Here is a 13,402-nt window from a genome sequence, read left to right as displayed (position 1 = left end):
GACGGGATTTACGCGTACGGCTGCAGCGGCCCGATGTGGCCACCGGGGTGGGTGCCGTCGCCCTGCCGTAAAACGGTGAAGCCGCCCGGAATCCACGGGGTCTGCAGCTGTGTCGTGGAGTCCGGCGGAGTCACCAGGATCGTGGCCGGCGGCCAGGCGGGCTCGGTGCCGTTCGGGCCGATCTTCGGCAGGAAAGCCAGCAGGCTGGCGGCGGATGCTCCCGGCGCGAGTACGACGGGCCGCACATCGCCAGTGTCCCTTGGCAGGCGGTAGGTCGGGCCCAACGCCGGGTCGTCGGGGCCGACGAGGTCCACACCGGGATAGCCCTGCAGGGTGCAGGTCTGGCGGGAGCTGTTCGTCAAGATGACATAGAAGTGGAGATACGCTTGCTCGCCGGGCGAAATGGGTGGGCTGGTACGCAGACTCAGCGAATCGGCCCCGCACCAGGGCATGGCTGCCGCCGTGGTATTCGACGCTGCCGGCGCAGCGAATACAGCCGCAACGGCCATGGCGGCCGCGCACATTGAGAGTCGCATCGCCTTCACCACCTTCTCGAGGCCGGTGCACGAACACTAACCGCCTTTAGAGCCGTTGGATCGAGATCCGTGCGTTGACGTGCCAGACCGAGCCGTTCGCATTGACCTGTAGATAGAGGCCGTTGACCTCGTTGCCAACCTGGTGCTCGACAACGAGATTGGCTTTGTCCTTGACCGTCAAGAACGTCTCCATGAAGCTCGGCAGCGCGTTGGCGTCGCTTCCCGTGCCGACGGAGAGCGCCTTGGCGTTGCTGGCGTTGATCACGTCGATGGTGGGGACGACGTCCGGGCTCAGCGCATCTTCGAGATATCGCAGGCGCGCGTAGCCGGCCGGCGGCGTCGCCGACGTCGGGATGATGGTCGGGTTCGCCACGTCGTAGTAGTTGATGAGCGACATGGCCGTCACGCGATACCGACCGGCCCGCAGCGTCACAACTCCGGTCCGATCGTCGAGGCTGATGTTCGCGCCTTCCTGAACTTCCTTTTTGTTGAAGACGCGCGCGTTCCAGCCGGCGACCATCGGCTTGTTCGACTGTGAGTATTCCGCGTAGACGGCGTAATCGGCCGCAGCCGATTCCTGGCCTCGACCGCACGCCGCCACGGCAGTGCCGGCGATCAGCGCGAGAATCAAAACGAGCGGCGCGATTGAGCGAGACCGTGGTGATGGCATTTTCGAATCCTGCCGGAGCAACAACGTTGTCACAGCTCAACGGCTATCCCGACTTTCTCTGTTCTTCATCCGTTTGCCACATACTGACTGCCATGCCCTCATTTCGCTGGTTGCTCAGAATTACCGCCCCCGTACTGGTTGGTGCCGCGCTGGTTGCGAGCGCGCCGATTGCGACTGCCGATCCCGTCAATGACGGATACCTTGCTCAGCTGCGTGCCGCCGGCCTCTCCTGGCCGCCCGGCCACGACGCCGCCCTGATCGGGATGGCGCAGCTCATCTGCGACGACCTCGGCTGGGGCTGGACGCCGGACCAGATCGCCCAGGACGTCCACGCGAACTTGGATCCACGCGGCATCGCCGTCGGTGACGTCGCGTCCATGGTCGGCATCGCACACGCGACGTATTGCCCCACCCAGAAGTGCTGGGCGCCGCATTGCTGAGGGCCACGACCGACGAAGCCCGGCCGGCCGGGCTTCGAAACATGTCGATTTCATAGAACTTATCGGTCCCCTTCGCCGATTCGTCTTTCAATTCGATATGCGTTCACCAGCGACCGGATACTCTCTATTAGTTTGCTGATAAATTCGCCTCATCGTGCCCGCCGGGCAGTAAAACCAGGACAAGAGGCCGGAAAAGATGAGGATCAGCACGTTCATCGCGGCAACCGTATTCTTTGCTGGCGTGGCAGCCTTGCCAGCACCCCTAGCCTGGGCCGAGCCGCTAGCCGCCGGCGACGACGCGAAAATGAACGGCGTTTATCACTACGCGGACGAAGACGGGGACACCGGAATTTGGACCATCAACACCACGTGCAAGCAGGTCTGCGTTGCCCACGTGACGACCGGTCCGGGCATGGGGTTCAACGCTCCACTGATCGACGGCCGATACACCGTGACGCGCACGATCCCGGAAGCCGCGATCTGCGCCGACGACAACAGCCTGCACCCGGTGACGGTTCACCAATCCTGGGACCCGCTGACGCTCACCGGGATGGCGGTCTTCCTGGACAGCACCGTGCCGTGCGGCCTCACCGACCCGGACGATACCTTTACGCTCACGAAAATCGGCTAGCGACGGCCGACGCGCGATAGCGAATGCGATATCGCGTTTCAAACTTGGCCTAGTCCAACCTTTTTGGTGCCGGCGAGACCGGTGTGACGATCACACCTTGGAGCTCAGCCCCGCGATCAGATTGATCGTGACGGCGAGCACCACCGCGCCCAGGAGGTAGGACACCATCGCATGGCGTAACACCGTCGCTCTGATGGACGTCAGATTGATCTCGGTGTCCGATACCTGGTAGGTCATGCCGACAGTGAACGCGACATATGCGAAGTCCCGAAATCGCGGCGGCTCCGGGTCATGGAAGTCGATGCCGCCCGGATCGTCGGAATAGTAGAGCCGCGCGTAGTGCACGGTGTACAGCGTGTGCACGGCGAACCAGGACGCCGCGACGCTGAGAATGCCGACGATGGCGGCGTGGATCGCGCCGGCGCCGGACCGGGACCCGGCGGCCACCACGTACCCGACCCCGCCCAGGCTTGCGACGCTCGCGGTCAGGATGACCGCATCGGCGAGCCACCTGGTCGGGTCCTCTCGCGTCGCCCAGATCCGGGTTTGCTCAGCGTCCATCCCGCGCAGGATGAGCTGCGTCCACACCACATACACGCCCGCGGCGGTGATCCAGCCGACGAGCGCGTAGCGCCCACCCAAGGCACTTCCCACCATGATGGCGACGACGACGCCGAGCACCACGACAACGACCATCCGAACCGCGACGGTGTCGCGAAACAACTTCACCAGGGACGTCACATTCCCGACCTAACCATTCTCCGATGGCGACACCCGGGAGAAACTCCGAAAAAGACATGATTGCCGCCGGTCACTATTTCGTGAGTATTGGAAAAGGGGCCTTTTTGCGCCGTAGCCTGGCCATTTGCTGCGCGCGCGACGCTTTTGGAGGGCCGCGTTGCCGATCTACGGCTTCCTGCGGGTCTGGGGCACCCTGGCCCCCCGACAAGCAGGACGCGAGTCTTTGCCCGCTTCCTCAATTCGCCGCGCACACCCGCTTCGCGAACCGCATAATGATGCGGTTGTACCGCCCCTCCCAGACAAGGAGCCGACCGTGATCTCCCCTCGCAAACTTCTCTTAGTGAGTGCGCCGACTATTGCTGTCGCCGCCGCATTGACCGTGGGCACCGGGATCGCGGTCGCCGATGACGACGCCTACCTCGCCCAAATCAAAAAAATCGGCCTTACCGGTGACCCCACCGGGCTGATCCAGCTCGGGCACCTGATTTGCGCCGACCGCGCGGCCGGCGAGACACCGGACCAGCTGGCCCAAGTCGTCCAGAGCAAGAACCCGGGAATCAGCCTCAGTGACGCGACCGGTGTCGTCAGCGCCGCGGAATCCAACTACTGCGCCTAATGAATTGAGCGGGCTGCGGTCAGTGCGCGCCCGCTGAAAACGCCGCCACCGGCATCTCCACGGTTCCACGGCATGGGCCGCTGGAGATGTCGGTGTGCCAGGTGCCACGCAGCGAACCGTCCGGTTGCGGCGTGTAGAACGCCCACGACTTCGCGGGCGCCCAGACTTTCGAAACCCCTTCGCCCATATAGCAATCCCAATCAAAGTCGAAGTGCTCCACCCACCGGGCCCCGTCCCAGACGTAATGGGACGGCTGGGGCAGCGTCGGATTCTTGGGGACCGGTCCGTTGGTGGCGGTGGCGACGCATTGGCCCGACGAGCACGACGTCACGAAGACGTAGTCGGCGCTGAACGTCGGCTCGGCTTGCCCGGCCGCCACGCTGGTGCCGGTCTTGTTCACCGCGTATCTCATCAACGAGTACTTGCCATTCCACACCGGGGTCGCCGCGTGCACCGAAATCACCGGGGCAGCAAGGATCGCGACGACGCCGAGCATCACGGCCAGGAAGCGCGAACACACCGTGCCAATGGTGCGGACTCGATGACGCGATCCGGTATCGGCACGGACACGATCGCGCGGTGATGCCTCAGTCCAGCTGAAACTTCGTGGCGCCGAACGGTTCCGACGTGCCCATCGCGAACACCGTCGACGGCCGCGCGCGGTAGACCTGCCAGGGTGGCGGACCCGCCGACGGCGCACTGTACTCGGCCGTGAACGCATCGCCGTCGACCTGGGCGGGCCATCCGGAACGGACGAACACCGCTGCAACGGAAGCTAATTCGTCGCGATCGGTGACCCGTTCGGCGGCACCCTCCAGGGTGAGGTCGAACGGTTCGGTAGCGACGCTGACCACACATCGGGGGTCGCGGGCCAGGTTACGGGACTTGCGGGTCGCGGATCCGGACGTGAAATACCAGGCGCCGTCGTGCGCAATCACCCCCACCGGCCGCACGTGCGGGCTGCCGTCGGGGTTGATTGTCGTGAGCCATGCCGTATGTCGTTGCGGACCACCGCTGCCCGGCGCCTGCGTCAGCTGGCCGTCCAGCACCGTTTCCACCCGGGCCCACTCAATCGTCGGCGCCGCATACCCGTCGAGATTGCGCGCTTTGATCGTCATAACAGTGTTGACCGAAGCCGGCCACGAAACTCATCGCCCGTGCAACAGGAACAGACCGTAAGCCGCCACGGACTGCGCGTCGGCGATCACGCCCGAGCGGATCATCTCTTCGACGTCTTCGCGCGAGAACCATGCGCTGCGCATGTCCTGCTCCTCGTGCTCGCGAGCCGCTTGCCCCTCGGAGATCCCGGTGGCCAGGAACACCCAGCCGCGCTGGCTGGTCATGCCGGGCGCGACGTCGAGCAAACCGAGTGCCTCGAACGACGTCGCGGTCAACCCCGTCTCTTCGCGCAGCTCGCGCGCGGCCAGTTCGGCGGGCTCGGTGTCGGCCAGATCGGGCGCCGTGCCCTGCGGAAACTCCCAGCGGCGCGCGCCCACTGGATAACGGAACTGTTCGACCAGGCGGAATCGCTTCCCGTCGTGGGGAATCACCAGCGCATAGGTCGGCTTGTCCAGCACGGCGTAGATGCCGGGGCTGCCATCCGGACGACGGATGTCATCCTCCCGGAGGATCAGCCACGGATTCCGATAGATCTCGCGCGACGCGAGGCGTTCGATGATGGGCACGCAGCTCAGTATGAATGCGACCAACCCGTCACGACCGCCATCCCGACCAGGTAGCGTCCGAAGCCATGCCTTCCCAAGAAGCCATCACCCAGACCGTCAACAGCTATCTCACGCATGTCGCCAACGGCGCCACCGAAGAAGTGGTGAACCTCTACTCGGCCGACGCCACCATCGAGGATCCGGCCGGATCTGAACTGCGGCGTGGCCGGGACGCGGTCCGCGAGTTCTACGCGGCGTTCCAGGATGCCAAGAAAGACACCGAACTCGCCGAAATACGCGTCGGCGGCAACGAGGCGGCGTTCTTCTGGCACCTGACGCTCGACGCCGGGGACAGCCGTACGCGCATCTCACCCATCTCGCTGATGACGTTCGACGACGACGGGAAGATCACGTCAATGCGGGCGTTCTGGTCGCCCTCCGACGTTCAGGTCCTCTAGCGCAAAGCCGTTACAGCCGAAGAAGTTACGGCGCCGCACCGAGCGAGCCGTGGCGCTCTCCGACGTTGCGCTGGCACAAATCGGCGCGGTAGCCGATAGTCATAGCAATATGACGTCCTGGGAGGCGGGGTGAGCATGCACGGCCACATCATCGTCAGCGGCGACGACGCGCTGGCGACGACGATAGCCGACGAGCTGGAGACCGCCGGCGCAACCGTCGTCAAGCTCGTCGATGACAATGTCGCCGACACCAAGGACGACCTCATCGAGGCCGGGATCGTGCGCGCGGCCGCCGTGGTCTGCGCCGGGGACGACGACGCGATCAATCTCGAAATCGCTTTACTGGCAAGGAAAGCCAACCCGCATGTGCGCGTGGTTGCCCGGCTGGCCAACGATGTACTGCGCGAAGCGGTGGCCGACGACAACGGTCCCGGCGCGATCCTCGACGTCGCCGAACTGGCGGCGCCGTCGGTCGTCGAGGCGTGCCTGGCGCATACCGCGCACCCGTTCGAGGCGGCCGGCATCAAGTTTCTCGTCTCGGGCTCGCACGCGCCGTATGACGCCACCCTGCGCGAGATCTACGCCGACCTGGCTCCGGTGGCGGTGATCCACGGCAAGAACTCGCCCGCGCCCGGACTGCTGGAGACATGTCCCGGCCGCGACCTGCGCGTCCGCACCGGCGACTGGGCCGCGATGATCGGCACCGTCGACGAGCTGGCGGCGCGCGGCATCAAGACCCCGCGGCCCAACACGACCCTCACCCGCCAGCGCCGGCTACGCCGGGCCATCGACGTCGCACGCGGCCTGCGCAACGACATCAACCCGATGTTCATGCGTGCGGTGGCCGCAGTGCTGACCGTGCTGATCGGCTCGACGGTGTTGTTGCGCTACTGCTATCAGCCCCACGCGAAAATGAACTGGGTCGACGCGCTGTACTTCAGCACCGAGACCATCGCGACCGTGGGCTACGGCGACTTCAGCTTCCTCTCACAACCGACGTGGCTGCGACTGTTCAGCATCATGTTGATGTTCGGCGGATTGACCACCACCGCCGTCCTCGTCGCGTTCATCGCCGACCTGCTGATCTCGCGCCGCTTCGCCCACACGGCCGGCCGGCGGCGGGCGCGCCATATGCGCAACCACATCGTCGTCGTCGGACTCGGCTCGTTCGGCAGCCGGGTCACCGCCGACCTGCACGCCGCGGGATACGACGTCGCGGTGATCGAGCTGGACGAGAACAACCGCTACTTGTCGACCGCCGCCGAACTCGAGGTGCCGGTGATCTTCGGGGATGCGACGCTGCGCCAGACGCTGGCGGCGGCGCGCGTCGACACCGCGCGCGCGATCGCGGTGCTGACCCACGACGACATGACCAACATCGAGACCGGGATTGTGCTGCGCGAGATGTTGGGGCCGCGGGTGATGCCGAAGGTCATCCGGCCCGACGTTCCGATCGTGCTGCGCATCTACGACCGGGCGCTGGGCAGCGCGGTGGCGGAGCGGTTCGGGTTCGACACCGTGCGCTCGACGGTCGAGCTGGCCGCACCGTGGTTCATCGGCGCCGCGATGGGCCTGCAGGTGCTGGGGACGTTTTCGGTCGGGCAGCGCTACTTCATGGTCGGCGGCATGCACGTGGCGGCCGGCAGCGAACTCGACGGGCTGCGGATGTTCGAACTGTCCACCCAGACCCGCGTCATCGCGATCACCCGGGACGACGCCCCGGTCCAGCTGCATCCGCGGCGCGACGCCCGGCTGCGCGCCGGCGACACCGTCTACCTGGTCGGCCCCTACCGCGAGCTGGTGGCCACGCTGCAAAAGGGGCAACCCCCGCAGCCCGAAGTCGGCCGCGAGCGCCTTCCGGCCTAAAGCCGCCCGGCGACGTCGGCGGCGCGGCGCACCTGGTCGAGGTCCGAACTGGTCGGAATCAGCTGAACCTCGTCGGTGCCGACCTCTTCGAACTTGCGCAGCACCGCGGCCAGCTCGTCTTCGCTGCCGGCCCAGCCGGTCATCGGGGCCATCGCGTCGACGTACTCCGCCGGTATCCAGTTCATGTAGCGGCGCAGGTGCCGATGCACCTGGACGCGCGACTCCTCGGGTGTGCCGAAGGCGAACCAGAACGACGTCACCAGATGCGGCCTGGGCTTACCGGCCTGTGCCCATGCTTGGCGCGCGACGTCGAAGAGCTCGTTTTGTTTGTCGACGTCCAGGTCCAGCGTGGTGCCGGCCAGCCCGTCGGCCCAGGCAGCCGCGCTGCGAACCGTCTTTGGCCCGATGGTGCCGACGAACAGCGGCGGGCCGCCGGGCTGAACCGGCGCGGGCCCGACCGGGAGCACCGACTCGGTGATCTTCTCGCCGGCCCACACCCGCTTCATCACCGCGACCCGCTCGGCCATGTCGCGCATGGTCTGCGTTGCCGGGTCCGCGCCGACCGCGACGTAGTCTTCCTGCCTGCCACCCACTCCGATGCCCACGGTCAACCGTCCACCGGACAGCATGTCCCCGGTCGCCAGACCCTTCGCCAACATCACCGGATCGTGCAGCTGCGGCACGATCACCGTCGTCATCAGCCGCACCCGCCTCGTCCAGGCGGCGAGCGCACCGAGCAGCGTGAGATTGTCCGGGTTTTCGAACGCGATGCGCTCGCCCCAGCACAGTGACGAGAACGGGCCCTCGTCGATCGTGCGCGCCCACGTCTCGAGCACCGTCGCGTCCAAATCCGGTTCCATCACCGGCATCGTCATTGCTATCCGCACGACGGCGATTCTGGCATGCCCTCAACATGTGCTTCCTCAAGTGGCAGCATGGGGTGAGTGCCCTTAGCCAGTACGTCCATCGCACACGTCCGCCTGACCGTCACCGACATCGAGCGATCACGGCGGTTCTACGAGAGCGTGTTCGATTGGCCGGTGTTGATCGAAGTTCCCGAGAATGCGGACGAGGCAACCCGCAACCAGTTCTCCTTCTTGTACGGCGGCGTGATCTACGACCTCGGCGGCACGCTGCTCGGGCTGCGCCCGGTCGCCTCGGACCGCTTTCACGAGGACCGCTGCGGTCTCGACCACATCGCGTTCCGGCTCGGCAGTAAGGACGAATTAGACGCCGCGGCAGCACATCTCGACGAAGTTGGGGTCGAGCACGAGCCGGTCAAAGACATTGGGCCGTCCTACATTCTGGAATTCCGCGACCCCGACAACATCGCCTTGGAGCTGACCGCGCCGAAGTAGCGCTGCGCGCGTTGTCGGCTCGCGACGACAGTGGTTCACTGGAAAGAACTATGTCCATTAGTTTCAACCACACCATCGTCGCCTCGCGCGACAAACAAGAATCCGCGAAGTTTCTCGCCGAGCTGTTCGACCTGCCGAGCCCCAAGCCGTTTGGCCACTTCATGGTTGTCACGCTCGACCACGACGCCAGCCTCGATTACGCGAACGCCCCCGAGGGCGAGGACATCCGGCGACAGCACTACGCGTTCCTCGTCTCCGAGCAAGAGTTCGACGCGATCTACGGCAAGATCCAGTCGCGCGGCCTGGAGCACTGGGCGGATCCGGGCGCGCAACGGCCCGGCGAGATCAATCGCCGCGACGGCGGCCGCGGGGTGTACTTCCTGGATCCCTCCGGGCACGCCATGGAGATCCTCACCCGCCCCTACGGGTCGGGCGGCTGAGCCTTCGCCGTTAGCTCACTCGTCGGCGTTCGCATCGGCCACGTCATGCCGCACCACCTGCACCTTGCCGTGCGGCAGGCAGGCGGCATATCCGTGGGACTTGCCATACAGTTCCCACGCGGTGACGCGATCGGCCGGAGGCACGTCGATCCGGTGACCGTCGGCGAATTCAACGTGGAGATCTCCGGTGTCAAACCACGCGACACCCGTGCACATTTGCCCGGAGAAATCGAATAGCGGACGCATCTGGCCGGCTGGGTCATTCGGGTCGATCGCGACCACTTCCGCGGGGTCAGTGGCAATGGCCGGCAGGGTCAGGCGCAGCGGTACCGAGATGACGAGTTCGTTGTCGTCGTCGAAATTCAGCACCAAACCATCGCGGAACGTGATCCGTTGTACCGCACAGCCCTCAAGCCAATGCTCGATCATTTTCTGTTCGGTCATATATCCACTTTGGCCTCAATATGTCGAGCGCACAAGCGCCGAATTCACGAGCACCCGAAAGCAGATTTGACGGGTCCGTGCGGCATAGATGCTGGCCCGAAAATTGTCGGGATCGGGGTGGATTTCGCGATGCTTAGTCGGCGCGCGGAGCGCCATGCCGGCGGCTCTCTTGACCCCGATAGTCGTCGGCGAGCTTTGCGACGTGCTTGGGCAGGGCGCCGGACGCCACGTCGGCCAGGGTTGTCTCTTCCAGAACCGAGCGCATGCTGGCGCGCAGCGCACGCCAGACGTCGGCCAGCGGCGCCGTCGGCCCGGAATACGGCAGGTCACCGAGGCCGATGTCACGGACGCTGGCCAGCGGTCCGTCGATGCAGCGCAGCACGTCGGCAATGCTGATCTCGCTGCCCGGACGGGCCAGCTCATAGCCGCCGTCGCGACCGCGGTGGCTGCGCACCAAGCGATCGGTGCGCAGGTTGGTCAGGATGTCGACCAGAAACTGCGGCGGTATCCCCTGCGCCTGGGCCAAGTCGTCGGTCTTGACCAGCGCGCCGCTGTCCACGGTGGCGAGCTGAATCATCGCCCGCACCGCGTACTCCGCCTTCGCCGACATCCGCACGTTGAGGATTGTGCCACCCCCGGCGCGGTGACGACGCGAACACTGGGTCTGTGGGCTAGGCGCCCAACTCCAGCATCTCGATCACGCTCTGCGCCATTTCCTCGAGCGAGCGGTCCGGGATCAGCCGCAGATCTGGATTCTTCGGCCGCTGATACGGACTGTCGACCCCGGTGAAATGCGTGATTTCGCCCGCGCGGGCTTTGGCATACAGCCCCTTGGGATCACGCGCCTCACACTCGGAGAGTGGGGTATCGCAGAACACCTCGAAGAACTCAAATCCGGCGTCGGCGTGCACCTTACGAGCCATCTCGCGATGCTCGGCCAGCGGACTGATCGCGGGCACCAACACGGTCTGGCCGGAATCGGCGAGCAGCGTCGCGACGTGGGCCAGCCGGCGCAGGTTCTCCGCCCGGTCGGCCATTGAAAAGCCGAGGTCGGCATTCAGACCGTGGCGCAGGTTGTCGCCGTCGAGAACATAAGCGGGCGTTCCCATTTCGAGCAGTTTCTGCTCGACCAGCATCGCCACCGACGATTTGCCCGCACCCGAAAGGCCGGTGAGCCACACCGTCCGGCCGCGAGCCGCCCGGTCTTCGGCGGTGACCAGCGACTCGTGCCGCACGGTGTTCGGGCTTGCCTTCTGCGCCGTGACGTCGCGCAGCACCATGCCGGCCGCCACGGTGCCGTTGGTGTTCGGGTCGATCAGGATGAACGAACCGGTGCTGGCGTTGCGGGTGTACTCGTCGAGCAGCAACGGCACCAGGGTGCGCAGCGAAATGCGGCCAAGTTCGTTGAGCTTCAACGCCGTAGCGCTCTTGTCCCGGTGCAGGGTGTTGACATCGAGCCGGTAGTCGAGCGCGGTGACCCGTGCCCGTGTGGTTCGGGTGGTGTGCTTGATGACGTAATCGCGGCCCGGCTCGAGCGCCGCACCATCGGCCATCCAGCACACGGTCGCGTCGAATTCCTGCGCGACCCTGGGCTGGTTGTTGGTGCGGGCGATCATGTCGCCACGCGAAATGTCGATATCGTCGGCCAGGCTCAGCGACACAGCCATTGGCGGAAATGCCTCTTGCACAGGGCCATTCGGGCCTTCGATCGCGGTGATCCGGCTGATCTTGCCGACCGGCAGCACCACCACCTCGTCGCCGGGACGCATCACTCCGCTGGCCACCGTTCCGGCGTAGCTGCGGTGGTCGCGATGCTCGTGGGTCTGCGGCCGGATCACGTACTGCACCGGGAACCGCACATCGACCAGGTTGCGGTCACCGGCGATGTACACCTCCTCGAGGTGCGAAAGCAGCGCCGGGCCCTCATACCAGGGCGTCTTGTCCGATTTGGTGACCACGTTGTCACCGTGCAGCGCGGACAGCGGGATGGTCGCCACGTCCTGCACGTCCAAACGTGCGGCGAAGGCGTGGAATTCATCCTTGATCGCGTCGAACGTCGCCCTGTCCCAATCGACCAGGTCCATCTTGTTGACCGCCAGCACAATGTGCTGGATGCCCAACAGCGACGCCAGGAAGGCATGCCGGCGCGACTGCTCGAGCAGGCCCTGGCGAGCGTCGACGAGCACGATCACCAGCTGGGCGGTCGACGCGCCGGTCACCATATTGCGGGTGTACTGGATGTGCCCCGGGGTGTCGGCGATGATGAATTTCCGCCTGGGCGTGGCGAAGTAGCGGTATGCGACATCGATCGTGATGCCCTGTTCACGCTCGGCCCGCAGGCCATCGGTGACCAGCGCCAGATCGGTGTAGTCGTGGCCGCGTTCCTTCGACGTCTTCTCGACCGCGGCCCACTGGTCTTCCATCACGGCCTTGGAGTCGTATAGCAGCCGCCCGATCAGGGTGGACTTGCCGTCGTCGACCGAGCCGGCAGTTGCGATGCGGAGCAGCGTTGTTGGTGCAGCCATCAGAAGTAGCCCTGCCGTTTCCGGTCTTCCATTCCAGCCTCTGAGATGCGGTCGTCGGCCCTGGTCGCCCCGCGCTCGGTCAGTCGGGACACCGCGGTCTCGGCGATGACCTCCGACACCGTGCCGGCTTCCGACTCGACGCAGCCGGTGCAGGTGACGTCGCCGACCGTGCGGAACCGCACCATCTTCTCCACCACCGGCTCGTCGGCGCGTGGCTGCATGTGGCGGTGTACGGCCAGCAGCATCCCGTCGCGCTCGAAAACCTTGCGCCGGTGGGCGTAATAGATGGGCGGCAACTTGATTTTCTCGGCGCCGATGTAGGACCAGATATCGAACTCGGTCCAGTTCGACAGCGGGAAGACCCGGATGTGCTCGCCCTTGTGATGGCGGCCGTTGTAGAGGTTCCACAGTTCGGGCCGCTGGGCCTTGGGGTCCCACTGGCCGAATTCGTCGCGGAAGCTGAACACCCGCTCCTTGGCGCGCGCCTTCTCCTCGTCGCGCCGCGCCCCGCCGAACGCGGCGTCGAACTTGTTCTCCCGGATGGCGCGCAGCAGCGTCACGGTCTGAATCGGGTTGCGCGACGGGATGGTCTCGACGACCCGGCCGGCATCGATGTCTTCTTGCACCGACGCCACCACCAGGCGCACCCCGAATTCGTCGACGAGTTCGTCGCGGGTCGAGATCACCTCGTCGAAGTTGTGGCCGGTGTCGACGTGCATGACCGGGAACGGCAGCCGCCCGGGGCGGAACGCCTTGAGCGCCAGGTACAGCATCACGATGGAGTCCTTGCCGCCGGAGAAGAGCAGCACCGGCCGTTCGAACTCCGCGGCCACCTCGCGGATGATGTGGATGGCCTCCGCCTCCAGCGAGCGCAGATGGCTCAATTCGTACTGACCGGCCGCGGGGCCTGCCGTCACACCACTGGTCATGGCTTCCTTATATCCCGATAATCTTGGTAGAACTGACCATGTTTACGGTCATTGACGTTTATAGAACCAGCCCGCCCCCGCCGT

At 65.5% G+C, this 13,402-nt stretch carries 17 protein-coding genes and 1 pseudogene; 7 read left to right on the top strand and 11 right to left on the bottom strand.

Features of this window, described 5'->3' with window-relative positions:
• Positions 1-8: 8 nt before the first annotated feature.
• Positions 9-536: a DUF4232 domain-containing protein gene (locus tag G6N55_RS24640; protein WP_085221241.1), complete on the bottom strand. Its 528-nt coding sequence runs from the start codon at positions 534-536 to the stop codon at positions 9-11.
• 46 nt (positions 537-582) lie between these two features.
• Complete coding sequence (locus G6N55_RS24635; protein WP_163667495.1) at positions 583-1,239, bottom strand: hypothetical protein; 657 nt, start codon at positions 1,237-1,239, stop codon at positions 583-585.
• 59 nt (positions 1,240-1,298) lie between these two features.
• On the opposite strand from G6N55_RS24635, the gene G6N55_RS24630 reads away from it, so the two are divergent.
• Both G6N55_RS24630 and G6N55_RS24625 read left to right on the top strand, forming a co-directional pair.
• Complete coding sequence (locus tag G6N55_RS24630) at positions 1,299-1,646, top strand: DUF732 domain-containing protein (protein WP_372517600.1); 348 nt, start codon at positions 1,299-1,301, stop codon at positions 1,644-1,646.
• Positions 1,647-1,887: 241 nt separating this feature from the next.
• Complete coding sequence (locus G6N55_RS24625) at positions 1,888-2,277, top strand: hypothetical protein (protein ID WP_085220966.1); 390 nt, start codon at positions 1,888-1,890, stop codon at positions 2,275-2,277.
• Positions 2,278-2,367: 90 nt separating this feature from the next.
• Here the strand turns inward: G6N55_RS24625 and G6N55_RS24620 are convergent, their stop codons facing one another.
• Complete coding sequence (locus G6N55_RS24620; protein WP_085221243.1) at positions 2,368-2,973, bottom strand: DUF1345 domain-containing protein; 606 nt, start codon at positions 2,971-2,973, stop codon at positions 2,368-2,370.
• Positions 2,974-3,358: 385 nt separating this feature from the next.
• Here G6N55_RS24620 and G6N55_RS24615 point away from each other — a divergent pair, with 385 nt between their 5' ends.
• Positions 3,359-3,634 (top strand): DUF732 domain-containing protein, encoded by a 276-nt coding sequence (locus G6N55_RS24615; RefSeq protein ID WP_232078828.1) that lies wholly within the window; start codon positions 3,359-3,361, stop codon positions 3,632-3,634.
• Between the two features lie 19 nt (positions 3,635-3,653).
• On the opposite strand, the gene G6N55_RS24610 is transcribed toward G6N55_RS24615, so the two are convergent.
• From G6N55_RS24610 to G6N55_RS24600, 3 genes are all read right to left on the bottom strand, one after another.
• Positions 3,654-4,130: an Rv2253 family sensor-like surface protein gene (locus G6N55_RS24610; RefSeq protein ID WP_085221245.1), complete on the bottom strand. Its 477-nt coding sequence runs from the start codon at positions 4,128-4,130 to the stop codon at positions 3,654-3,656.
• 91 nt (positions 4,131-4,221) lie between these two features.
• Positions 4,222-4,752, bottom strand: a complete 531-nt coding sequence (locus G6N55_RS24605; RefSeq protein WP_085220967.1) for a pyridoxamine 5'-phosphate oxidase family protein — start codon at positions 4,750-4,752, stop codon at positions 4,222-4,224.
• Between the two features lie 30 nt (positions 4,753-4,782).
• The gene (locus tag G6N55_RS24600) at positions 4,783-5,319 is read right to left on the bottom strand and encodes an NUDIX domain-containing protein (protein WP_085220968.1); all 537 of its coding nucleotides are present in this window, start codon (positions 5,317-5,319) and stop codon (positions 4,783-4,785) included.
• Between the two features lie 65 nt (positions 5,320-5,384).
• Between G6N55_RS24600 and G6N55_RS24595 the strand changes: the two genes are divergently transcribed.
• A complete protein-coding gene (locus G6N55_RS24595; protein ID WP_085221246.1) occupies positions 5,385-5,756 on the top strand; it encodes a nuclear transport factor 2 family protein in 372 nt (123 codons plus the stop codon).
• 135 nt (positions 5,757-5,891) lie between these two features.
• Entirely contained in the window at positions 5,892-7,622 is a 1,731-nt protein-coding gene (locus G6N55_RS24590) for an NAD-binding protein (protein WP_085221247.1), read from the top strand.
• On the opposite strand, the gene G6N55_RS24585 is transcribed toward G6N55_RS24590, so the two are convergent.
• Positions 7,619-8,497: an LLM class flavin-dependent oxidoreductase gene (locus G6N55_RS24585; protein ID WP_085220969.1), complete on the bottom strand. Its 879-nt coding sequence runs from the start codon at positions 8,495-8,497 to the stop codon at positions 7,619-7,621. The two genes, G6N55_RS24590 and G6N55_RS24585, sit on opposite strands and share 4 nt — an antisense overlap.
• A gap of 69 nt (positions 8,498-8,566) precedes the next feature.
• Here G6N55_RS24585 and G6N55_RS24580 point away from each other — a divergent pair, with 69 nt between their 5' ends.
• Together G6N55_RS24580 and G6N55_RS24575 are read left to right on the top strand one after the other, a co-directional pair.
• A complete protein-coding gene (locus G6N55_RS24580; RefSeq protein ID WP_085220970.1) occupies positions 8,567-8,980 on the top strand; it encodes a VOC family protein in 414 nt (137 codons plus the stop codon).
• Between the two features lie 50 nt (positions 8,981-9,030).
• Positions 9,031-9,420 (top strand): VOC family protein, encoded by a 390-nt coding sequence (locus G6N55_RS24575; RefSeq protein WP_085220971.1) that lies wholly within the window; start codon positions 9,031-9,033, stop codon positions 9,418-9,420.
• A gap of 15 nt (positions 9,421-9,435) precedes the next feature.
• On the opposite strand, the gene G6N55_RS24570 is transcribed toward G6N55_RS24575, so the two are convergent.
• From G6N55_RS24570 to cysD, 4 genes and pseudogenes are all read right to left on the bottom strand, one after another.
• Positions 9,436-9,864, bottom strand: coding sequence for a DUF6188 family protein (locus G6N55_RS24570; protein WP_085220972.1), 429 nt, complete (start codon positions 9,862-9,864; stop codon positions 9,436-9,438).
• A gap of 133 nt (positions 9,865-9,997) precedes the next feature.
• Positions 9,998-10,480, bottom strand: coding sequence for an Rrf2 family transcriptional regulator (locus G6N55_RS24565; RefSeq protein WP_085220973.1), 483 nt, complete (start codon positions 10,478-10,480; stop codon positions 9,998-10,000).
• Between the two features lie 55 nt (positions 10,481-10,535).
• Positions 10,536-12,389, bottom strand: coding sequence for an adenylyl-sulfate kinase (gene cysC / locus G6N55_RS24560; RefSeq protein WP_085220974.1), 1,854 nt, complete (start codon positions 12,387-12,389; stop codon positions 10,536-10,538).
• Positions 12,389-13,370 (bottom strand): annotated as a pseudogene (gene cysD, locus G6N55_RS24555) (sulfate adenylyltransferase subunit CysD). The gene cysC and the pseudogene cysD overlap by 1 nt, the downstream one beginning before the upstream one ends.
• Between the last annotated feature and the right edge of the window lie 32 nt (positions 13,371-13,402).

It is taken from the genome of Mycobacterium florentinum (assembly GCF_010730355.1).
GTDB lineage: Bacteria > Actinomycetota > Actinomycetes > Mycobacteriales > Mycobacteriaceae > Mycobacterium > Mycobacterium florentinum.
The sequence above is the reverse complement of the archived record's forward strand: the minus strand, read 5'-3'. Positions and strand labels throughout refer to the sequence as shown.

Coding starts and splice junctions, on each gene's coding strand:
- G6N55_RS24640 (WP_085221241.1), bottom strand. CDS start 536: ATGCGACTCTCAATGTGCGCGGCCGCCATGGCCGTTGCGGCTGTATTC.
- G6N55_RS24610 (WP_085221245.1), bottom strand. CDS start 4,130: ATGCTCGGCGTCGTCGCGATCCTTGCTGCCCCGGTGATTTCGGTGCAC.
- G6N55_RS24605 (WP_085220967.1), bottom strand. CDS start 4,752: ATGACGATCAAAGCGCGCAATCTCGACGGGTATGCGGCGCCGACGATT.
- G6N55_RS24595 (WP_085221246.1), top strand. CDS start 5,385: ATGCCTTCCCAAGAAGCCATCACCCAGACCGTCAACAGCTATCTCACG.
- cysC (WP_085220974.1), bottom strand. CDS start 12,389: ATGGCTGCACCAACAACGCTGCTCCGCATCGCAACTGCCGGCTCGGTC.
- G6N55_RS24630 (WP_372517600.1), top strand. CDS start 1,299: ATGCCCTCATTTCGCTGGTTGCTCAGAATTACCGCCCCCGTACTGGTT.
- G6N55_RS24585 (WP_085220969.1), bottom strand. CDS start 8,497: ATGACGATGCCGGTGATGGAACCGGATTTGGACGCGACGGTGCTCGAG.
- G6N55_RS24590 (WP_085221247.1), top strand. CDS start 5,892: ATGCACGGCCACATCATCGTCAGCGGCGACGACGCGCTGGCGACGACG.
- G6N55_RS24570 (WP_085220972.1), bottom strand. CDS start 9,864: ATGACCGAACAGAAAATGATCGAGCATTGGCTTGAGGGCTGTGCGGTA.
- G6N55_RS24575 (WP_085220971.1), top strand. CDS start 9,031: ATGTCCATTAGTTTCAACCACACCATCGTCGCCTCGCGCGACAAACAA.
- G6N55_RS24620 (WP_085221243.1), bottom strand. CDS start 2,973: ATGGTCGTTGTCGTGGTGCTCGGCGTCGTCGTCGCCATCATGGTGGGA.